Source organism: Undibacterium sp. Jales W-56 (assembly GCF_025548535.1).
GTDB lineage: Bacteria > Pseudomonadota > Gammaproteobacteria > Burkholderiales > Burkholderiaceae_D > Undibacterium.
The window spans coordinates 215,025-237,106 of sequence record NZ_JAJLQW010000005.1 but is presented as its reverse complement, the minus strand read 5'-3'; the positions used below and the strand labels follow the sequence as shown (position 1 = coordinate 237,106).

Genomic DNA, 22,082 nt, shown 5'->3' with positions numbered 1-22,082 from the left:
AGGCAAAAGAATGCGCATTGAGCGAAACGACAAAACCATAGCATCATGCCTGATGGACGGTCAAAGTGTTTCATACTCTCGCCATGCTGAATGCCGCTTTTCGAAAAATAATCACCGCCGCCGACATTTGGGAGCGATATTGCTAAAATGCGCTTATCCGCATTGCAAATGCGTCACAGCATTCTGCAATCCATTAAAAATAGGGGAGTATCCGTTTTAAGCAGCCGATTCCGCACACAATCATTGCGGAGTTAATTTAAAAATAGATATACCCCACTCTAGTATATAAATATGACCACATCCAACGAAAGCGCCCTGGTCCTGTTCAGCGGCGGCCAGGACTCCACCACCTGCCTGGCCTGGGCTTTGTCACGCTATCAGCGCGTCGAGACCATCGGCTTCGATTACGGCCAGCGTCATGCAATCGAGCTTGAGCAGCGTCCGGTCCTGCTGAAAAAAATCCGCGGCTTCTCTGCCGGCTGGAACAACACGCTCGGCGAAGATCACATGATCGACCTGTCGCTGATCTCGCAACTCTCGCATACCGCGATGACCGAAGACATCGCAATCGTCATGCAAGAAAACGGCTTGCCGAATACCTTCGTACCTGGCCGCAATCTGATGTTCATGATGGTGGCAGCCACGCTGGCCTATCGTCGCGGCATCCATGTGCTGGTCGGCGGCATGTGCGAAACCGACTTTTCCGGCTACCCGGATTGCCGCGACGACACCATGAAAGCCTTGCAGGTCGCACTCAATCTCGGCATGGCAACCCATCTCAAACTCGAAACCCCGCTGATGTGGATCAATAAAGCGCAGACCTGGCAACTGGCCGAGCAACTGGGCGGTGCGGATCTGGTGAACCTGATCCGCGCCGATACCCACACCTGCTATCTCGGCCAGCGCGGCGAATTGCATCAATGGGGGCATGGCTGCGGCACTTGCCCGGCATGCGCCTTGCGAGCGAATGGCTATGCCGAGTACAGCGCGGCAAAGACAGCGTAGCGATGTAAGCATGGCGTTAGCTAGGGCGCGTAGAATCAGAAGCACACCATCACCGATAGACTGACCATCATGTTGCTAGCCATCCTGACCGACCTGCATGCAAACCGCGAGGCGGTGGAAGCGTGCATCGCCCATGCCGAGCAGCAACAGGCGGTTCAGTATGCGTTCCTGGGCGACCTGATCGGCTACGGCGCCGATCCGGCATGGGTCATGTCCACCGTCATGGACTACGTTCAGCGCGGCGCCTATGCCTTGATGGGGAATCACGATATCGCCATCCTGCAAGACGAGCGCCAGGGCATGAACCCGATCGCGCGTCAGGTGGTCGAATGGACCCGCTCGCAACTCAGCGACGCGCAGATCGCTTTCATCCGCAACCTGCCTTACCGCATCGAACTGCAAGACATCCTGCTGGTGCATGCAAATGCCTGGGCCCCCGATGAATGGGACTATGTCGACGGCGTGATGGAAGCCATGCGCAGCATGCATGCGACCCAGGCGCAGGTCACGTTTTGCGGCCATGTCCACATGCCGACCCTGTATCACATGAGCATGACGGGCAAGACCGGCGAATTCCTGCCGACACCGGAACACAGCATCCCGCTCAGCAAACAACGGCGCTGGCTGGTCATCCCCGGCTCGGTCGGGCAACCGCGCGACGGCAATCCGGCGGCCTGTTATGCGACCTTTGACACCGACACGCAAGAGCTCACCTACTTCCGCGTTCCGTACGACCATGAGGCCGCCGCCAAAAAAATCATCGCGGCAGGATTGCCCGCCAGCCTTGCACAACGCCTGTTGAGCGGGAATTAAATTGAACGACGCAGCGCCAGCCAGCAACACCCCCCATCAAAGCCTCAAGGCAGGGATGGAAATCAATGGCTACCGGCTCGAAGAAAAACTCCACACCGGCGGCATGGCAGCCCTATGGCGCATCAGCGATCGGCAACAACGTCATCTGTCCGAAGGCGAAACCGGCGCGCCGCCGCTGATCATGAAAGTCCCGCTGCTGTTTTCTACCGAAGATCCGACGGCGATTGTCGCGTTCGAGGTCGAGCAGATGATCATGCCCAAGCTCAAGGGCAAACATGTGCCGCGTTACTATGGCTCCGGCGATTTTGATACCCAGCCGTATATCGTGATGGAGCATATCGCCGGCACCTCGTTGCGCAGCCGTTTTGAAAAATCGCCGCTGCCGATTGACGAAGTGGTCGCCACCGGCATCCAGATCGCGTACGCCCTGCAAGACCTGCACCGCCAGCATGTGATCCACCTCGATATCAAGCCCAGCAACATCATGTTCCGCGCCGATGGCAGCGCGGTCCTGATCGACTACGGTTTATCGCGGCACGACAAGCTGCCGGATCTGCTGGATGAAGAATTCCGCCTGCCGCTAGGCACAGGCCCCTATATCTCGCCGGAACAAGTGTTAGGTGTGCGCAATGAGCCGCGCAGCGACTTGTTTGCCCTCGGCGTGCTGCTGTACCACCTCGCCACCGGTGAGCGTCCCTACGGCCATCCGACCTCGGTCGCCGGGCTGAAAAAACGCCTGTACCGCGACCCTCTTCCGCCGCGCAGCCGCAATCCGCTGATCCCGGACTGGTTGCAAGAAATCATCCTGCGCTGCCTGGAAGTCAGTCCGGCTGCGCGTTTTGACACCGCCGCCCAACTGGCTTTTTTACTTCAGCATCCGGACCAGCTCACGCTGACCGCGCGTGCCAACAAACGCCGTCAGGACGGTTATCTATCGGTGCTCAAACGGCGCTTTCAAGCCGCAGGCACCGAACCGCTATTGCAGCACAGCGTCTCCGATCAATTATCCCAGGCGCCAATCATCGTGGTCGCCCTCGACCTCGCCCATGCCTCCGCCGCACTGGCCGAACATCTACGCAACATCTCCCGGCGCATGCTACAAACCAGGCAAGGCGCCCGCCTGGCCTGCATCACCGTCCGCAAAACCAATCGCATCGGCATGGACGACAGCATCATTCAGCAAGGCCAGAACATCCACGTCAAACATTTAATCGATCTCAAGCACTGGGCCAGACCGCTGAATATCAGCCCCGACAAAATCACCTTCCACGTACTCGAAGCACACGACCCGGCTGCCGCGATTATCGACTACGCGAACAGCAACGACGTCGACCACATCCTGATAGGATCCAGCAGCCGCTCGGTATTGCAGCGTTTATTGGGAAGCGTGTCTGCACAGGTGGTGGCGGAGGCGCATTGCACGGTGACTGTGGTGAAGGTGCATGGCAAATTTACGTGAGCGCCTCATTTTAGACGAGGTCGCTGCAAGCCGGCATCCGGCGTCAGCAAATGCGCTTCTCTGATTTGAGTCACAGCATTCGCCACGCACTTGGCCACATTGCGTACTTCGTCTTGTATCGCGCTATCACGATCTAAGGCTTCATGGCTTTCCGCATAGGAATCGTAATAACCGATAAAACGGTCTAATCGCGCCAACGCGCCGGCATCGATCAACCCCGTCCAGTCCAACCAATCCGATAAGCCGCGACGCACTCCCTCAATACCGGCAACGTCGCCATGTACCACTAAGCCATAAGTTCGTCCGGCCAGATGTTTGGGATAGGGCCAGTCCTTAAGTTCCAGCTCCTTGGCTTTTTCCGGATTCTTTCCTGCAGTGCTGGTCGGGTCGGGATTGCCGCCGTCTGCACAAACCAGGCGGTCTATCATCTGCTTCAGTACGCCGGGAGTCTGGTACCAATACACCGGAGTTATGATGATCACACCATGCGCCGCAACCCATTTTTCGTAGATCTCGGCCATCCAATCGTTGGTTTGCCGCTGGCCATGATTCGGATAGCAACTGCACGGCCAATGGCATAGCGGCATCGCGGTGGAGACGCAGCCCTTGCAAGGATGGATATGTTTATCATAGGATGAAGTGAGCAGGCTGAGGTCCAGGATATCGACCTCGATCGCATTTGCTTCCAGGATTTCAGCGGCGATTTTGACCAGCCGGAAAGTCTTTGACATTTCGCCCGGACAGCTGCCATCGTTGCGCGCAGAACCGCAAATGAGCAGTACTCTGGATGGCGTCGTCGATTTTTTTTGCCTGGCTTCCGCAGCAATTAATTGATCGCGGGTCGCTTTCCATTCCACCGACAGATCGTAGTCAGGGTCGGCGAAACCGGGTCCGGCTTTTTGCGTGAGCGGTGCCTTATTTCCGTTGATATAGTTGTTCCACGCTATTTGCTCTATCTTTGCAATTTCTGCTTGCACAGAATCAAACGCGGGATCGCTGAATGAGCGGCGAAATTCCAGGTGGAACTCGTTTCTTTCCAAGACAGGCGGCGCTTGTCCTTTCCTCGATTTGATCATTGTATTCTCCTGACAGCGTGGTAGAACTGCATAGAAGCTTGTCTCTTGCGGCCAACGGCGGGACACGTATGTAGCTTAGCGTTTCTCCGGCAACCTGGTCGCGACAGGCGTCCAGTTGAGCGAGGTTTCGGCACAAAATAGTGCCAGACGCGTCAAGCTCATGCGGACCGCCTGATTAGCGGCCACCACCCCGCCGTAGGGGTTTTCACTGGGCGAATCAACCGCTTCATCGAATTCGCGCCAGGCGAGTATCTTGCGGGTCGTGTTATCGACCAGGTAAGCACGCAAGGTAAAGCGCACACGACTCGGCTGGCGGTCGAAATCCTGTTGCAGGCGCACGATTTCCGTGTCTAGCCTCAGGTCGCCGGATGCGGCGCTCGGCGTCAGCAAGACCGCCCGAAACATCCCGGTTTTATCAACGGCGTCGGCGATCAGCGGCGCAAGCATGCGTGCCGGTGTATCTATCCATTCGCTATGCGCAAAATAGTCGAGTTTGTGCGCTTCACGCGAATAGATCAGGTGCTTGCTGTCAAATCCTGAAGCGGCATGCGGCGGATTGATAATCAATGTCGGCGCGGAAGTTGATGCGGCTGGCAACGATGCTACTGATGAAACTGGCGAACGCACCTCGGATACGTTCACGTGACTATCAATAGAATAAAACGACGGTTGCGGTGTCTGGCGTACCGTGCCGCATGCGCTCACCAATACGATGAATGAGGCGGCAAGGCAGCGGCAATTTGCTGCTGCGGACCGTAGGCTGATGGCTGAATTATTCATGGTGGCGGCGATTCTCTGGTTGACTCTTTGCTGGATTCTTTGCCTGACTCTCCCGGCCCGTCCGGCACCGATTTTCGTCCGAATAACAGACTGGATGGGTTGCGCTCGGTTTGTTCCGACAGGCGTTCCAGTGTGCGTGACAGGACGCTGAGTTCACCCAGCAGATGTTCTAGCTGAGGCACGGTTTCCGAGGTTAAGCGGGTGACGTCGGCACCGACTGAGGTGACTATTTTTTCAGCACTGATACTGGTTCTGGCAACTTCACTCCCCATTTTTTCGACGGCGTCAGCGCCCCGGCCGATCTTATCGAATACGGCGCCGGCCTTTGCTGTGGCTCGCGCTGCATTCTCTGCAGTGCGGGCAGCGTTGATGATGCCCGCATCGATGGTATTTTTCTGCGCTGCGATTGTATGCGTGATGGTGGCGATATCGGCCAGCGTATTTTTAAATGCGACCTGATTTTCAGCACTGAAAATACTGTTAATACTGCTGGAGGTGCTGTCCAGCTTTGCGATCAAACTGGTGAGAACGTTCTCCAAGCGCGCGCTGAGGGATGCCTTGGTGCGGATGACCGGATATTCGTTTCCGTCCTTAGCCAGTAACACCGGGGCGTCACGCGCGCCGCCACTCAGTTCGACATAAGCAATGCCGGTCAGACCCTGTGTTTTGAGCACCGCCAGGGTGTCTTCCTTGATCGGCGTTCCGCGCTCAATCGCGAACAATAAATTAACCCGTTCTGCATTGATCTTGTCGAGCGAAATTGCGCGAACTTTGCCGACATCGACGCCGTTATATTTGACCGGTGCATTCAGATTAAGACCAGCAACCGATTCGGTCTCGACCGCAAGATACAGGTCATATTTTTTCTGTAAAGCGCCGCCCGATGCCAGCCATAAAGCGGCTGCGATCAAGATTGCGCCGAGGATCAGCACAAAGGCGCCGACTATCGTCATATTTACTTTGGTTTCTATGATGGCCTCCTGCCAGCTTCAGTATCTTGCCGTTGCAACTGGCGCTGTTCCTGCTGTTGCGCAGAGCGGCCACGTGGACCATCGAAAAAAGGTCGGACTGCAGGATTGTCGATCTGCGACAACTCGGACATTGAGCCGACGCTCTGCACCTTGCCGCCACCAAGAACCGCCACCCGGTCGGCCACCTGCCACAACAGATCCAGATCATGGGTGATCATGACAACGGTAAGACCATACAATTGACTCAATTCGCGCACCAGGTGATCGACCTCACTGGCACTTTCCGGATCGAGACCTGCGGTGGGCTCGTCCAGAAATAGTAATTCCGGATCCAGTGCCAGGGCACGAGCGAGCGAGGCCCGCTTCATCATGCCGCCGCTGAGTTCCGACGGATACTGGGCGCCGACTTCCGGCTGCAAACCAGTCATCGCAATTTTCCATTCCGTGATTTCGTTGATCATCCGGTCGCTGAGCTGGGTATGCTCACGCAAAGGCAAGCCGACATTTTCTGCTATCGTCAGCGAGCCGAACAAGCCGCCATGCTGGAACATCACACCCCAGCGCCGACGCAGCTCTGTCGCCGCCGCTTCGTCAATATTCTCTAAATCAGTCCCCAGTACACGGATCGATCCGGCGTCCGGCACCTGCAATAAAATCATTTCACGCAATAGCGTCGATTTACCGGAGCCGCTGCCGCCGATCAAGGCGAATATCTCAGCCTGCCTGACTTCCAGATTCAGCCCGGCGTGCACAATATGGCTACCGAAATGCGTCGCTACCTGACGGATCTCAATCACTGGCTTATTTGCCTGTGGCGCCGTATTCATGTCATAGATCCAATGCGCTAAACGCGATGGAGAACATGGCGTCCGCGACAATCACAAGAAAAATTGACTGCACCACGCTGCGGGTGGTTTGACGCCCTACACTGTCGGCACCGCCTTTAGTGCGAAAACCCTGAAAACATCCAATGACCGCGATGATCGCAGCGAACACCGGCGCTTTGCCGATACCCACCAGATAAGATGTCAGGCTGATGTTCCTGCCGAAGCGGTCGATAAATTCACCAAAGCCCACCCCGAGTTGCGCGCGCGCCATCACCATTCCACCGAGCACACCGAGCAGGTCCGAAAATACCGTGAGCAGCGGCAGCGCGACGACTAATGCCACAATTTTCGGCAACACCAGCACGTCCAGCGGCGCGATCCCTATCGTGCGCATTGCATCGATTTCCTCTGTCACCGCCATCGCACCGATCTGCGCCGCGTAGGCCGAACCTGAACGTCCGGCAATGATAATGGCGGTGATCAGGGGCGCAAATTCACGCAGCATGGATAAGCCGACCAGGTCCACCACAAAGATATTGGCACCGTATTGCTTAAGCTGATCCGCTCCCTGATAGGCAATCACAATACCCAGCAAGAACGACAACAGCCCGACGATCGGAAGCGCATCGAATCCTGCGCTACGGATGTTGCTCAAGACCGGCCGCCCGCGAATTCGTTCAGGATGGGCGATCCATCCGCCAGCAGCGACTGCTGTCTCGCCGATAAAACTAAGCAAAGCCAGGCTTTGTTTCCAGGCGGTTTGGGAAGTTATCCCCAGCCCCTCGAGGAACGAACTCGATACCTTAGACGACCAGATGGTGTCCTTTGCCTTGTCCTCCAGCCGCTGACCCGCGGTATCGAGAATTTTAGAAAATTCAGGTCGTACATTGCGTAACTCGACAGACCTCGCCGCTTTGCGCAAGCGCTCTAACAGCTTTTGCAGCACCCAGGCACCGGCGGTATCAAGAGCATGAATACGCGCGCCGTCAACTACAACGGAAGATTGAGAAGGCGCAGGAAATGCATCGAGCTTAGATTCCAGCGATCCTATCCCGCGCGCCGTCCACAATCCCGACAGCGCAATGGCTTGCGGACTCAGTTGTTCGATTGCGGCGTGGTCTGTCGAAGATGGCTTCATGATTAACTGGAAGACTAGAGCAATATCAGGCGTTAGTTTGTGCGGTAACAAACACAGCATGCGTTGAACCGGGCCAGTTTCAGTCTAATTTTGCCGTCACGCAATCAAACGTCAAAAACACCGCTGGCCTTAATCAGATAAACTCACGGTATTGCGGAAAATAATGGGCCAATCCGCTAAACCACCAAAGGAGATCCGATGTTCAAGTTATCTTCAAAATCGACACGACAATTTCTCGTTTTTATGTCATTGGTAGCAGCTGGGTCGCAGGTGTTGGCTGTGGCAGCGGCGGATAAAGAAGTCAAGGCGAGCCAGGCTCAGGTCGATACCGAGGCGGCAATCAGTACGATCAACGCTTCCGAACGCACCCGGCCGTTCCTGGTTGGGGATAAACAGGCGTACTTCACGAATATCAAGGATGGCGACAAAGTGAAATCCCCATTTCGGGTCGCGTTCTCTATTTCCGGCATGGGCGTGGCGCCGGTCAGCGCGGGCAAGATCGAGGGCACGGGACACCATCATATTTTGATCGACCGGCCTTTTCCAACCGATATCAAAGCGCCTATTCCATTTGATAAACCGGATGAACTTGAACACCAGCATTACAAGCATTTCGGCAAGGGCGAAACAGAAACGGTATTGAGCCTGCCGCCCGGAAAACATACGCTGCAATTACTTTTCGCAGATCATCAGCATGTTCCGTATTACATCAAAAGCAAGCTGATCAACATTGAAGTAGTCAAATAACCGGGCAAGCCAGCCAGGCGGACGGCTTCGAGGACACTTTCAGCGAGGATATTTTGCGTACAATTTTTTAGCTCAAAGTGTCCGCCAGTCAGATTTGACGTCATGTGCCTGTGCTGCGGAATGACCGAATTCGCTACTTTTCACTCTGACTAGCCGTCTGCCCGTCAACCACCTGGCGTTGCGCCTCAGCGGCCTTTTGCAATGTCTGCTCTACTTCTTTTGCCTTTTGCAATTGTTCGCGTTGCGGCTCTGCAATCTTGAACGGCGGCGGTTCCGACGATACTTTGGGATCGGTTTTTTTGTTGCAGGCACTGCACAAAACCAGGGTGCATAAAACGATCACAGCGCGCATGAGATATTCCCTTCTGTGGTCCAGGTTGGTCAAAAAATCCCGGTCATTCGACGCCGGTATCGCGATACGCCGCCCATGCCAGCATCGCCCATGCCAGCAACAATGCCAGGCCGCCAATTGGTGTGATCGCACCCAGCCAGCGCAGGCCCGTGACGGCCAATAAATACAAACTGCCGCTGAAAATCACGATACCGCTCAACATCGCTGCCGCTGCGCGTAGCAGCCAGACCGACGGCCAGCGCGGCAGCAGTAAGGCGATGCCAAACAAGCCGAGGGCATGGCTGGTCTGGTAGCTCGCGGCGGTTTGCCAGACCGCCAGCATTTCCGGGCTTAGGACGGTTTTTAATCCGTGCGCGCCGAACGCGCCTGCGGCTACCGCGATCAGCATATTGAGGGCGGCGATGATGATCAGTAATCGTTGAGTCATTGTTGAATTCAGTTTTCTCTTAAAAATACATCGGGTCTTGAATGCTGCCGCCATCATACGCGTTCACATCCATATTAATCAGGACTTAGGCAAAACCCAGAACCCCTCACCACAGAGAAAAGCTAAGAGAGAAAAGACTCCATGGTGTTTTGATATTCAAATGAACCCGCAAGCTGGGTGCGCCTGCTGACACGAAATGCCTCTGAAAGCCGCATCCAGCCTGCGGGTTCAATTTGAATTATGGTAAGCGGTTGCCATTTGGCGTCCGTCCTGTTAATGCTGCGTCAGCGCGTTCAGGCGATCGAGCTTGGCCGCGTACAGGGCTTGATCATTGCGGGTAGTACTGTTCTCCATCGCAATCGCCATATGCTTGCGCGCGTGCCGGACGTCGTCCAGGCGGAAATACGCCACCGCCAGCCAGAAATGGAATTCATGATAATACGGTGCCCGATCGACCTCTTTGGCGAACCAGTCGCGGGCCTGGCTGTAGTCGTTATTTTTCATCGCAGCGATGCCGCGATCGAAATAATAAAACGGCGGATAGGGTTGCATGCGATCTAGTTTGACGCGCAGCTTGTTCGCCTCATCGACCCGCCCCATCGTCTGCAACACCTGCACCAGGTTCGCCATGGCGAGCAGATTATCCGGCTCGCGTTCCAGCGCAAAATTGAATGCCTGCTCTGCTTCAGCCCAATTGTGATGCCGCCAGTAAATCACGCCCAGCATATTGTAGGACGGCAGATAGGCGGGATTCTGCACCAGCGCCTCACGCGCCCACCAGTAGGCGTCGTCCAGGCGGCCGCTGCTGAGTAATTCCGCGGCCCGGTTATTCATGTACATCGCGACTATCGTGTTCTCTTCTATCGGCCTGACATGCTGACCGCGGACTTCTTCGGGCGGCAGAAAATCGATCGTCAGGGTTTGATAATAATCATACGATTTACCGGTATCGAAACGCTTTTTGCCAAGCACTAGATTCACATGGCCGGCAGAAAAATACAGGTTGGCGCGACGACTCCAGGTCTCGTCCACCGCGACGCTCTGGTATTGCAGCGACAAGCCCATCTCCTTGGCAAACGCGGCGGTCATGATGACCAGCGACAGGCAATTGCCGGATCGCACCTTGAAGGTGTCGGCCGCATTGCGCGTTATCTCGGCATCGTATTCAAGCTTGAGCTGGTGCTTGCTATACAGGGCGTCGAATAAGCCTCTTTGCGCGCCTTTGGTACGCAGCTCGCTGGCGATATTGAAGTTCAGGTAATGGCGCATTTCGTCGCTGACCGCAAAGATCCGGGTCGCGTCAATAGGCTCGCTTGCAGGTGTAAAGCCGGCGTCATGGAAAAACCGCATGGGTTGCGGTATCGCTTGCGGTACCGTGGCCTGGCTGGCGCAGCCGGCAAATACAGCAGAAAATAACAGAATGAGCCAAGTTCTCATGATAGCGCTCCTTACCGGATTGAGCACCCTGCCATTCCAATGCGAACAATACGTTTCAGGAGAATGGTCATAGGATTCGCAGTAATGCGATAACCAGTATCCTCGGCTCTGATGCAGCTGTCAAATGGGGGCCTAAAACCCTTTCCCATAAGCGGGAGAGGGCTTTAGGCAGCAAGCAGAACTACTCCTTGGCAGGCCCGTTCGTAATCAATCGCCGCAACACAGGTATCAGCAAAATCAGCACGACGCCAACAGCAACGCTACCCCATCCAAGCATAGAAAAAATATGGTGATAGGTGGGATTGGTCGACGCTGCCATACCCTCTTTTGCCTCCGGTATCAAGGCAGAAAAATAACTCGCAAAAATCGATCCTGTCCCGGTCACCAGCATCCAGGTGCCCATCATCACGCCTTGATACTGCGTCGGCGCCAGGCGACCGATCATGGCGTAGCCTATCGGTGAAATCAGGAGTTCAGCGATACTTTGAAATATAAAACAGATGAAGATCCATTTGAACGCAACCATGCCGTCGGCCGCCGCAAACGAGATGCCAACTGGCAGTACCAGGAAGCCCAATCCTATGATGATCAGCGATGCAGAAAACTGCCGCGGGATATCGATGTTCCAGCCTTTCTTGCGCAAATGATCGAACAGCATGGCCATCAGCGGGCCGCCGAACATAATCACAAAGGTATTAATGTTTTGTATCCATTGCGGTGCGATCTCATAACCCCAGACGATCCTGTCCACATTCTTGTCGGCAAATAATTGCAAGCCGCTCGGCGCCATTTGGTACAAGGTCCAGAACACCAGAGAACCGAGTGCCAGAATTAAATACGCGGCCATATTGCGGCGCTCCCTGAGGTCTTTATGCACAAAGGTCAGATAGCTCAAAATGACCGCGATGGCGACACTGATCGCCAGCACCAGATAGCCGCTGATCTCGGCGTGATGCAGCATCACTTGAACCAGAGGTACCAGCCCGACCAGGATCAGCAAACCCGCCAGCAAGCGCCATTTGAATTCATTCGGCCCGGCTTGCAATAAAGGCGTGTTCAGGTCGGATATCCTTTTCCAGTTCCACCCGGCCAGCACAATCGCCATGAAATTACCGACCGTGGCAAAAATGAACAGGCTTTCATAATCCTGCTTCAACTGATATACGCCCGCCACGGTAAAACCGATAAAAAATCCCAGATTCATCCCGGCGTAATTCCACAAGAACGCACTTTCGCGCCGGTCGTCTTCCGGCTTGAATCGCTGGGTCAGCATCAGATTCAGGCAAGTCACGTTCAGGCCGCTACCGGTCAAAAACAGCGCCAGGCCCCAATACAATTGGGCCGAAGTACCGCCGGAAATACAAGCGCAACCCAACACTTGCAACACCATGCCGCCAACGAATAAATTGCGGTTGCTGATAAAGCGTCCGCCGAGATAACCGCCGAACAGATGCAAGCCGTAATTGAACGCGCCAAACACGCCCATGATCGCGGTTGCATCTTTGACGCTGAATCCTAGTTTTTTGGTCGAGTACAACACCAGTGTCGAATACAACACCGCAAAGCCCAGAGTCGCAAAAATCTGGATAAAGAACAAAGCGCCAGCACCTTCTGGAATCGCAGCTATTTTTTGTTTTAGTGGTGACAAAATGGTCTCCTGTTGAAATGACTTATTTTATTGTGGACGACTTTAATCAATGACGACATCGCTAAACGGCACGAACACACAACCTGTACAACTTGCAATCATTGAGATTGCCTGATATGTGTTCTCTGTCAAAGAATTGCCATTGCTTTTTCTCAGAACAAAGTTTCAATATAAAAACAACATATACTCATTACCAGTATTTATTGAAAATTCAATAAAACAAAGCGGATAAGATGCGTTTTTTAAAAATAATTGGGGAGTATATCAATAATCAATTGAATGCCAGGCGCCAGAAAATCCTCATCATCATTCAATTGCTGGCGCTTGATCTGGGAAGTTAGCAAACACAAAAAGTAAAAATGGCCGACTCTCGCCGACCATCTTGTTTGCTACTTTGCAGATGTCTTCATGTTGACCGGCTTACGCCGCCTTCTGCGCTTGCGGTCTGGCATTGAACTCCGCTAATAATTGCGCTTCTTTGGCCTTCGCCGCCGCGAGGTGGCGTTCCTTGACGTGACCGTAACCACGGATGTCTTCCGGAATGCTTGCGATCGCGACTGCTTTCGGCAAATTATCGGCGTTCAGTTGCGCTAGCAATTTGCTGAGCGTAGCCTTGTACTCGACCGGCAGAGCACGCTCCATCTTGCGTTCTGCGGTGTAGCCGAATATGTCGAGCGCACTGCCGCGCAGGGATTTGAACTTGGCGAGCAGGCCGAAGGCTTTCATCATCCATGGGCCGTATTGCTGCTTGATCAGATGGCCCTGGCTATCGGTCTTGGCGAGTAATGGCGGTGCGAGATGGAAGTTGATCTTGTAATCGCCTTCAAACATGCCAGCGATTTTTTGCTGGAACTTGCCATCGGTGTACAGGCGTGCGACTTCGTATTCGTCTTTATAGGCCATCAGCTTGAACAGATATTTGGCGACTGCTTCGGTCAGGCGCAAAGGCTTGCCGTCAGCGATGACCGCCTCTGCGGCTTTGACTTTGTTGACGAATTCGCTGTACTGCAAGGCATATGACGCATCCTGATAATCAGTCAGGAAAGCAATGCGTCTGCTGATGGTGTCGTCCAGCGTCGGCGCACGTTTGAGTTCGATGACCTGGGCCGGTGTGACCAATTTTTTCACGGCAGCCAGATCATGTGCGGCCACGCGACCCCAGTTAAACGCTTGCTTGTTGAAGTCAATTGCGACGCCGTTCAGTTCAATCGCCCGCATCAATGCGGCTTCGCTCAAAGGCACGCTGCCTTTTTGCCAGGCATAACCGAGCATGAACATATTCGATGCGATGTTATCGCCCATCAAGGCGGTCGCCATGCGTGTGGCATCGACTATATCGACCCGGCCTTCGCCGCAAGAGCGGCGGATCTCGGCTTCGGCGCTCTCGCCCGCAAACGACCAGTCGGGATTTTTGATGAAGGCAGAGGTCGGCGATATGGAGGAATTGACCATTGCGCGGGTCCGCCCTTCGCCCATCCGCGACAGTGCATCGCGGCTGGCGGTCACGACTTCGTCGCAGCCGATGACCAGATCGGCCATGCCGGTACCGACACGTGTCGAATGCAGATCGCCGGCTTTATCGGCGAGGCGCACATGCGACATGACCGCGCCGCCTTTTTGCGCCAGGCCGGTGATGTCGAGCACGGAACAGGCCTTGCCCTCCAGATGCGCGGCCATCGCCATGATCTGGCCGATCGTGATCACGCCGGTGCCGCCGATACCGGTGACCAGTACGTTCAATGGCTCCAGCGTGGTCGGCAATACCGGTGCCGGCAGGCTGGCGACGTCGAGTGCAGTGCCTTGTTCTACTTTGGCCTTGGCCGGTTTTTTCAGCTTGCCGCCTTCTACCGTGACGAAGCTCGGGCAAAAGCCGTTCACGCAAGAATAATCCTTGTTGCACGAGGATTGATTGATCTGGCGCTTGCGACCGAATTCGGTTTCCAGCGGTTCGACCGACAGGCAGTTCGATTGCACCGAGCAATCGCCGCAGCCTTCGCAGACGGCTTCATTAATCACAGCGCGTTTGGCTGGATCAGGGAAACCCGGTTTGCCATCCTTGTCAAATTTTTTCCTGCGGCGACGCTTTTCGGAGGCGCAGGTCTGGTCGTAAATCATGGCGGACACGCCCTCGATTTCACGCAGCTCGCGCTGCACCGCATCGAGTTCGCTGCGATGACGCACGGTCACGCCGGCAGCCCACGGGTAATCGGCTGCATATTTTTCCGGCTCGTCGGTCACCACGATAATCGGGGTGACGCCTTCGGCGGCGATCTGGCGCGAAATCATGCCGGGATCGAGTGGGCCGTCGAATTCCTGGCCGCCGGTCATCGCGACCGCATCGTTGAACAGAATCTTGTAGGTGATATTCACATGACCCGCCACCGCAGCGCGGATCGCCAGCAAGCCGGAATGGTAGTAGGTGCCGTCGCCGAGATTGCTGAAGACATGCTTCTCGGTCGTGAACGGTGCCTGGCCGACCCAGGTCACGCCTTCACCGCCCATGTGACTGAAGATCGTCGATTCACGATCCATCCAGGTGACCATGTAGTGGCAACCGATACCCGCCAGCGCACGGCTGCCGTCCGGTAATTTGGTCGAGGTATTGTGCGGACAGCCGGAACAGAAATGCGGGATGCGGTCTTTGTTCGGATCGGGCTTGGCGGCGATATTCAGTGCGGCTTCTTTGGCTTCGAGATATGCGACGCGTTCTTTGACGCGCTGCTCTACCGGGTGGCCGGAGAAGTATTTGGTAATACGTGAGGCAATCGCACGGGCAATCTGCGCCGGGCTTAATTCATAGGTCGCCGGCAATAGCCAGTCGCCATGACCGGCGTGATCGAGATTGCTCCATTCGCCGGTATCGTCAAACTTACCGACCACGCGCGGCCGGACATCGTCCTGCCAGTTGTAGAGTTCTTCTTTGAGTGCGTATTCGAGAATCTGGCGTTTTTCTTCGACGACCAGAATTTCATCGAGACCTTTAGCAAATTCGCGCACGCCTTGCGATTCCAGCGGCCAGGTCATACCGATTTTGTACAGGCGAATACCGATCTCGGCAGCCGCTTGTTCGTCAATGCCCAGGTCCGCCAGGGCCTGACGCGTATCGAGATATGACTTGCCGGCCGTGATGATCCCGACCTTGGCGCGCGGGCTATCCCAGATAATCTGGTTCAGTTTATTGGCGCGGACATAGGCCAGCGCGCCGTACCATTTGTAATTGATCATGCGCGCTTCTTGCGCCAGTACCGGATCCGGCGTGCGAATGCTGATGCCGTCCGCCGGCATCTCGAAATCGGTCGGGATGACGGGCTTGATACGTTCAGGATCGATATCCACCGAGGCACCGGATTCAACCACTTCGGTCACGCATTTCATCGAGACCCACAAGCCGGTGTAACGCGACAAGGCGATGCCGTGCAAGCCGTAATCGAGATATTCCTGGACCGACGATGGATACAGCACCGGAATGCCGCAGGCTTTCAGAATATGTTCGGACTGATGCGCAGCGGTAGAGGATTTTGCCGCATGATCGTCGCCGGCGATCACCAATACCCCGCCGTGCTTGGAGGTGCCTGCCAGATTCGCATGTTTGAATACGTCGCCGCAGCGATCCACGCCCGGGCCTTTGCCGTACCACATCGCGAATACGCCGTCGTATTTTGCACCCGGGAACAGATTCACTTGCTGCGTGCCCCACACCGAGGTCGCGGCCAGATCTTCGTTCACACCGGGGTGGAATTTGACGTGGGCTTTTTCCAGATGTTTTTTGGCTTTGACGGCAGTCAGATCGACATTGCCCAAAGGGGAACCGCGGTATCCTGAGATAAAGCCTGCGGTGTTGAGTCCGGCTTTTTCATCGGCCTGACGTTGCAGCATCATCAAGCGCAGCAAGGCCTGTGTGCCGGTCATGAAAGCGCGTCCGCGCTCCAGGGTAAATTTGTCGTCCAGCGTGATGTCATTGTCGATCAGCGTCTGTGACTTGATGGGTGCATTCATGGGGTCTCCGTGCTTTTTAGTGTTGGCGGGGTAACGCCTCTAACAACATAGTTCACCTTGTGAGTGAATCATATACCTCTTGCGAGCCTGCCACAGTAGCACGGTGTATTGCCGGTCTCAATGGACAGTATGCAACAAATAGACCAGTACAGTATGACTGACAGATGCGTAAAGTGTACTGGCTTTCATATGTAATCATGCTTTCCGAAACACAATTTATTTAATCTACCTGATACGCAGCAACAACGAAAAACCATACAAAATCTGCGAAAATGGGGCAGAAACCGAATTGTCTACGAAAAAATAGAGGACAGCATGACCCCCTTCCAACTATTCGTCAGTCGCATCATGTATCCATGCACGCTTGTCATGGGCAGACTGGGCTTGCGCACCAAATTACTCTGCATGGCGGCGACTTTTACGCTCCCCCTACTTTTGCTGAGTATTCATCTCGCATTCAAATACCAGCAAGATCTGGATATCGCCGCGGAAGAAGCGAATGGCGTTGTCATTTCCCGACAAATCATGGATTTGATCACCGGCATACAAAAACACCGCGGACTCGCGAATCTCAAATTCGCCGGCCAGGATGTCGATCAAGCCTTAAGCAGCGTGCGTAATAAGCTGGTAGAACAAAGCAGGCAGATCCATCAGGCCGTGACCGCATCCCCGCAACTCGGGCTTGCAACCGCCTGGCAAGCCTTATCAGCTCAGGTGCAGCAATTAGCCGACGGCAAACTCGCCGCCAGTGCGGCAGAAAGCCTGGCGCAGCATCACCAGTTAGTCGCCGAAAGCCTGCGTTTCCTGTTGCTCGAGGCGGAAAAAAGCGGACTGGTTCTGGATCCTGAAGCATCTACCTATTTCCTGATGGATGTGTCGATACAGAAAATTCCCGCATGGATAGAAAATCTGGCGCAATTACGCGGTCTAGGTGCCGGTTTTGCCAAAAAAGCAGAACTGGAATTCAATGACAAAGCCGTGTTAATTGCAAAAATAGATTCCGTCAAAGTCGCACTCGCTACGGTGATCAATACCAATCCCTCGCTTCAGCGCGCCAAAGAAGCCATTCCTGCGTCGCAAAAAATTGCCGTCGATAGCAGCGAAGCTTTTATCGCCTCTGCCACAAAAAATTTACTGGGAGACAAACCGGGCATAGATGCCAATCTGTTTTTTGAGGAAGGCACGAACGCCATCGGCAAACTCCTCAGCTTTCAGACCGAGGTATTGAATCGCCTAGATATTTTGCTGCAAGAGCGTGTCAGGGAGCACCTGTTTAAACGCAACCTGACGTTCTCGCTGATGCTCATCGGCTTCCTGTTTATCAGCTACGTGATTGTTGGCTTCTATCATGCGTTTTTGCAAGGCTTGAATGCCGTATCGCAATCGTCCAGAGCGGTGGCATCCGGCGATCTGACCGCCCATGTACAAATTGACGGTAAAGATGAACTGGCGCAAACCGGGCTGATTCTGGAGCACATGAATTTCAATTTATCGGCGCTGGTCGCGAATGTACGCACCAATGCCAGCATGGTCTCGCAACTAGGCCATCAATTAGCAACCGGCATCAGTGACCTGTCTATCCGTACCGAGCAGCAGGCATCGAGCCTGGAGCAAACCTCGGCCAGCGTGGAAGATCTCGCCGACACTGTGAAAAAAAATGCCGAGAGCGCCAGATCGGTCGACACCCTCGCCGCCAAAGTCCGGCTGATTGCCGAATCCAGCGGCACTACCATGCATGCAGCAGTCGACTCCATGCACGGCATACAAACCAGTGCGCTTAAAGTTCAGGAAATCGTCAGCCTGATCGACACGATCGCGTTTCAAACCAATATCCTGGCGCTGAATGCCGCCGTAGAAGCCGCCCGCGCCGGTGAACAGGGACGCGGCTTTGCGGTAGTCGCGGCAGAGGTACGCAATCTCGCCCAGCGCAGCGCAGGCTCGGCCAAAGAGATTAAATTATTGATCGATGATTCGGTCAGCCGCGTCAAAACCGGCGTCTCGCAAATTAATGAGGTGAGTACCACCTTGACCGATATCGTCGATGGCATCCGCAATCTGGCGGGCAATATTAATTCGATTTCCACCGCCTCAGAAGAACAAAGCAATGGCCTCGCGCAGATTTCAGAAGCGATCCGTCATCTCGATGAGATCACGCAAAGCAATGGGCAGATGGCGGAACAGGCCAAGAATTCAGCCGTCCTGCTGGAGGAGCGTGCGCTGGGCTTATCCAAGGCGGTGTCCTCATTCAAACTCAGGCAAGGCACCGCAGACGAAGCGCTGGTTTTTGTGAATAAGGCGGTCAGCCTGTATCAGAGCGCCGGCCGCAATGCGCTGTCCATCATTACAGCGGACAAAGACCGGCAATTTGCCGATCGCGACATGTACGTTTTCGCCTTTGATCGCAGCGGACAATACCGCGCATTCGCTGGCAACGCATCAAAACTGCAAGTCAACCTGCTCCATGTCAACGGGCTCGATGGCCGCAAATTAGTCGCGGATGCATTTGCGATTCCATTCAGCGGCGGCTGGGTCGATTACACCATCCTGAATCCGTCCACCCAGAAAATCGACGCAAAGATGTCGTATATCGTGCCGGTATCCGACGATCTGGTGTTGGGATGCGGGGTGTATAAAATTGTTTAGCGCCATGCAGTCACTGATGAGTATCTAAAAGATGGACGCTGAGGCAATCTGAAAAAATTCTTCCCGTGCCTTTGCGCCTGTGCGCTTCTGTATCGAGAGCTTTTCAAGCTTTTTATCAATAGACAGATCGTGAATCGACTCGGCTCGATCCCATGGTTTGCCGCCGGACCGATAAGCGCAATCCGCTGTGGTGCGCTGCGCTGGGCGCGCTATAATGTATCGATGAAACTCAAATTCACCAAAATGCACGGCGCCGGCAACGACTTCGTTGTGATCGACGCCATCAATCAAGCCGTCGCGTTCACGCCTGCGCAATGGAAACTATTGGCGGATCGCCGCTTCGGTGTCGGCGCCGACCAGATCCTGGTGGTCGAAAAGTCGCCGAGCGAAGGTATCGATTTCCGCTATCGCATCTACAACGCCGATGGCGGCGAAGTCGAACAATGCGGCAACGGTTCACGCGCTTTTGTACGTTTTGTAGTCGATAAAAAACTCAGCGACAAAACGGCGATTCGCGTCGAAACCATGTCCGGCGTCATTGAACCGCGCCTGGAAGCCGATGGCAGCATCACCGTGAATATGGGCGCGCCGGTCTTGACGCCTGCCGATGTGCCGTTTGATGCAAGCGGCCTGAACGCCACAACGCAAGGTCGCGATGCGCTCTGGCCTTTGGAGATCAATGGCAGGACGGTACTGTTCTCTACCGTATCGATGGGCAATCCGCATGCGGTGCAAGTGGTCGACGATACAAGCACAGCACCGGTCGCCATCGACGGTCCGGCGATTGAACATCATCCGCGCTTTCCGCGCCGGGTCAACGCGGGCTTCATGCAGGTCGTCACACCGCAGCACATACGCCTGCGCGTCTTTGAGCGCGGTACCGGCGAAACGCTGGCCTGCGGCACCGGTGCCTGCGCTGCCGTGGTGGCCGGCATCCGTCGCGGCTTGCTGAACTCGCCTGTGCGCGTCAGCATGCAGGGCGGCGACTTATCGATTGCCTGGCAGGGCGAAGCGCAACCCGTGTATTTAAGCGGTCCGGCTGTCAGCGTGTTTGACGGCGAAATCGACATCATCTAATTTACCGACACTGACCAAGAATGAACTCTTCTGATATCGCCGACTACCTTGCCAATCATCCGCATTTTTTTGAAGAACATGCCGAACTGTTGTCCAGCGTCAAACTGACCAGCCCCTTGATGGGACGTGCAATTTCGCTGCAAGAACGCCAGATGGAAGTGGTGCGCGAAAAGTACAAAGTGCTGGAATTGCGCATGTCCGATCTGATGCGCCTGGCGCAAGAGAATGACGGCATTACGAATAAATTCCAGAGCTGGACCCGCTCGCTGCTATTGGCGCGCAACGACGTCGATCTGCCGCATATCCTGACTCAGGGGCTGCAGGATATTTTTTCGGTGCCGCATGCGACGCTACGCCTGTGGCAGGTGGCTGCCGATTTTTCGCATACCTGGTTTGCCGAAACAGTCAGCGACGATGTGCAATTGTTCGCCAAAGGCCTGGTCACGCCTTACTGCGGCAGCAATCATGATTTTGAAGCAGCGGGCTGGATCGAATCCGATCACAGCATGCAGTCGCTGGCGATGCTGCCTTTGCGCCTGGCAGCTGGCTCCGGCACCTTTGGTTTGCTGGTGTTGGGCTCGCCCGATCCGGCCCGTTTCACCAAAGAAATGGCAACCGATTTCCTGGTAAAAATCGCCGATACCAGCAGCGCCGCCCTCAGTTGCCTGATCGACTGACGACTCACAACACGCCATGACCGCTGATGCGCCACAGACAGAAATCCATGATTATCTGGAAGTGCTGCGTACTCAGCGGCAGCTCTCGCCGCATACGATTGCAAACTATCGCCTCGATTTAATCGAATTAAAAAAATTCGCCGATCAGCACGCAGGCGGGCAAAGTCTCGCCACCTTGAGCTACCACCAGATCCGCCGCTTCGCCTCGCAACTGCATGCGCAACAGATGAACCCGCGCTCGATTGCGCGCAAGCTCTCATGCTGGCGCAGCTTTTATCGCTGGCTGGCAGAGCACGTCACGCTGCCGGCGAATCCGGTCGACGGCATCAAGCCGCCGAAAAAAAACAAGACCCTGCCGAAGGCATTGGGGACCGACGATGCGGTGCGGCTGGTCTCGCAACATCGCTCCGATACGGCCAGCCAATGTGCGAACCGGGCGATGTTTGAATTGCTGTACTCCAGCGGCTTGCGGGTATCTGAACTGGCGGCGCTCGACGTCCGGCAAGCCGCTGAAAAAGACCACACGACTTTAGGCTGGGTCGATCTCGAACAGGCCGAAGTCCATGTTACCGGTAAAGGCAATAAGCAAAGGATCGTACCGGTCGGTCGCCCGGCCCTGGAAGCACTGCTTGCCTGGCTGACAGTGCGCCCGACATTGCTCAAGGCCGATCCGCATCCCTTGTTTCTGAGCGAACGCGGGACCCGCATTTCGCAACGCCTGGTGCAATTGCGGATCAAGGCGCATGCGCAGTCGCTGGGTATCCCGGCCGACGTCACGCCGCACGTATTGCGCCACTCGTTTGCCAGCCATGTACTGCAATCCTCGGGCGACCTGCGCGCGGTGCAAGAGATGCTCGGCCACAGCTCGATTGCGGCTACCCAGATCTATACCGCACTCGACTTCCAGCATCTGTCCAAGGTCTATGACCAGGCGCATCCGAGAGCGAAAAAATAAGATACTCCCCATCGGTCTATACCAAATAGGTTGCATCCGCGCTACCATCATGCG

Annotated in this window: 18 protein-coding genes; 8 read left to right on the top strand and 10 right to left on the bottom strand. The window is 55.1% G+C overall.

Annotation, left to right across the window (positions count from 1 at the left end; genetic code table 11):
* Window positions 1–291 precede the first annotated feature (291 nt).
* From queC to LPB67_RS14680, 3 genes are all read left to right on the top strand, one after another.
* The gene (queC, locus tag LPB67_RS14690; RefSeq protein ID WP_262838029.1) at window positions 292–1,005 is read left to right on the top strand and encodes a 7-cyano-7-deazaguanine synthase QueC; all 714 of its coding nucleotides are present in this window, start codon (window positions 292–294) and stop codon (window positions 1,003–1,005) included.
* A 69-nt stretch (window positions 1,006–1,074) separates the two neighbouring features.
* Window positions 1,075–1,818 (top strand): metallophosphoesterase family protein, encoded by a 744-nt coding sequence (locus LPB67_RS14685; protein WP_262838028.1) that lies wholly within the window; start codon window positions 1,075–1,077, stop codon window positions 1,816–1,818.
* 1 nt (window position 1,819) lies between these two features.
* Window positions 1,820–3,277 carry a bifunctional serine/threonine-protein kinase/universal stress protein gene (locus LPB67_RS14680; RefSeq protein ID WP_262838027.1) on the top strand — a complete coding sequence of 486 codons (1,458 nt, stop codon included), beginning with the start codon at window positions 1,820–1,822 and terminating at the stop codon, window positions 3,275–3,277.
* Window positions 3,278–3,282: 5 nt separating this feature from the next.
* Here the strand turns inward: LPB67_RS14680 and LPB67_RS14675 are convergent, their stop codons facing one another.
* The 5 genes from LPB67_RS14675 to LPB67_RS14655 form a co-directional block, all read right to left on the bottom strand.
* The gene (locus LPB67_RS14675; protein WP_262838026.1) at window positions 3,283–4,353 is read right to left on the bottom strand and encodes a flavodoxin family protein; all 1,071 of its coding nucleotides are present in this window, start codon (window positions 4,351–4,353) and stop codon (window positions 3,283–3,285) included.
* Between the two features lie 75 nt (window positions 4,354–4,428).
* Window positions 4,429–5,133 carry an ABC-type transport auxiliary lipoprotein family protein gene (locus LPB67_RS14670; protein ID WP_262838025.1) on the bottom strand — a complete coding sequence of 235 codons (705 nt, stop codon included), beginning with the start codon at window positions 5,131–5,133 and terminating at the stop codon, window positions 4,429–4,431.
* A complete protein-coding gene (locus LPB67_RS14665) occupies window positions 5,130–6,086 on the bottom strand; it encodes an MlaD family protein (RefSeq protein WP_262838024.1) in 957 nt (318 codons plus the stop codon). The genes LPB67_RS14670 and LPB67_RS14665 overlap by 4 nt, the downstream gene beginning before the upstream one ends.
* Window positions 6,087–6,100: 14 nt before the next feature.
* Entirely contained in the window at window positions 6,101–6,931 is an 831-nt protein-coding gene (locus LPB67_RS14660) for an ABC transporter ATP-binding protein (RefSeq protein WP_262838023.1), read from the bottom strand.
* Between the two features lies 1 nt (window position 6,932).
* Entirely contained in the window at window positions 6,933–8,069 is a 1,137-nt protein-coding gene (locus LPB67_RS14655; protein ID WP_262838022.1) for an ABC transporter permease, read from the bottom strand.
* Between the two features lie 198 nt (window positions 8,070–8,267).
* Between LPB67_RS14655 and LPB67_RS14650 the strand changes: the two genes are divergently transcribed.
* Window positions 8,268–8,816: a DUF4399 domain-containing protein gene (locus LPB67_RS14650; RefSeq protein WP_262838021.1), complete on the top strand. Its 549-nt coding sequence runs from the start codon at window positions 8,268–8,270 to the stop codon at window positions 8,814–8,816.
* Window positions 8,817–8,949: 133 nt separating this feature from the next.
* Here the strand turns inward: LPB67_RS14650 and LPB67_RS14645 are convergent, their stop codons facing one another.
* The 5 genes from LPB67_RS14645 to LPB67_RS14625 form a co-directional block, all read right to left on the bottom strand.
* Window positions 8,950–9,168, bottom strand: a complete 219-nt coding sequence (locus tag LPB67_RS14645; RefSeq protein WP_262838020.1) for a hypothetical protein — start codon at window positions 9,166–9,168, stop codon at window positions 8,950–8,952.
* A 43-nt stretch (window positions 9,169–9,211) separates the two neighbouring features.
* Window positions 9,212–9,595 (bottom strand): DUF423 domain-containing protein, encoded by a 384-nt coding sequence (locus LPB67_RS14640; RefSeq protein ID WP_262838019.1) that lies wholly within the window; start codon window positions 9,593–9,595, stop codon window positions 9,212–9,214.
* 273 nt (window positions 9,596–9,868) lie between these two features.
* On the bottom strand, window positions 9,869–11,032 hold the full coding sequence (locus LPB67_RS14635; RefSeq protein WP_262838018.1) for a tetratricopeptide repeat protein: 1,164 nt from the start codon (window positions 11,030–11,032) through the stop codon (window positions 9,869–9,871).
* A gap of 181 nt (window positions 11,033–11,213) precedes the next feature.
* A complete protein-coding gene (locus LPB67_RS14630; RefSeq protein WP_262838017.1) occupies window positions 11,214–12,680 on the bottom strand; it encodes a peptide MFS transporter in 1,467 nt (488 codons plus the stop codon).
* A 420-nt stretch (window positions 12,681–13,100) separates the two neighbouring features.
* Window positions 13,101–16,676: an indolepyruvate ferredoxin oxidoreductase family protein gene (locus LPB67_RS14625; RefSeq protein ID WP_262838016.1), complete on the bottom strand. Its 3,576-nt coding sequence runs from the start codon at window positions 16,674–16,676 to the stop codon at window positions 13,101–13,103.
* A gap of 315 nt (window positions 16,677–16,991) precedes the next feature.
* On the opposite strand from LPB67_RS14625, the gene LPB67_RS14620 reads away from it, so the two are divergent.
* The 4 genes from LPB67_RS14620 (at window position 16,992) to xerC (ending at window position 22,028) form a co-directional block, all read left to right on the top strand.
* Window positions 16,992–19,319 carry a methyl-accepting chemotaxis protein gene (locus LPB67_RS14620; protein WP_262838015.1) on the top strand — a complete coding sequence of 776 codons (2,328 nt, stop codon included), beginning with the start codon at window positions 16,992–16,994 and terminating at the stop codon, window positions 19,317–19,319.
* A gap of 222 nt (window positions 19,320–19,541) precedes the next feature.
* Window positions 19,542–20,396, top strand: coding sequence for a diaminopimelate epimerase (gene dapF / locus LPB67_RS14615; RefSeq protein WP_262838174.1), 855 nt, complete (start codon window positions 19,542–19,544; stop codon window positions 20,394–20,396).
* 20 nt (window positions 20,397–20,416) lie between these two features.
* Window positions 20,417–21,073: a DUF484 family protein gene (locus LPB67_RS14610; protein WP_262838014.1), complete on the top strand. Its 657-nt coding sequence runs from the start codon at window positions 20,417–20,419 to the stop codon at window positions 21,071–21,073.
* Window positions 21,074–21,089: 16 nt separating this feature from the next.
* Window positions 21,090–22,028, top strand: a complete 939-nt coding sequence (gene xerC / locus LPB67_RS14605) for a tyrosine recombinase XerC (protein ID WP_262838013.1) — start codon at window positions 21,090–21,092, stop codon at window positions 22,026–22,028.
* Window positions 22,029–22,082 lie beyond the last annotated feature (54 nt).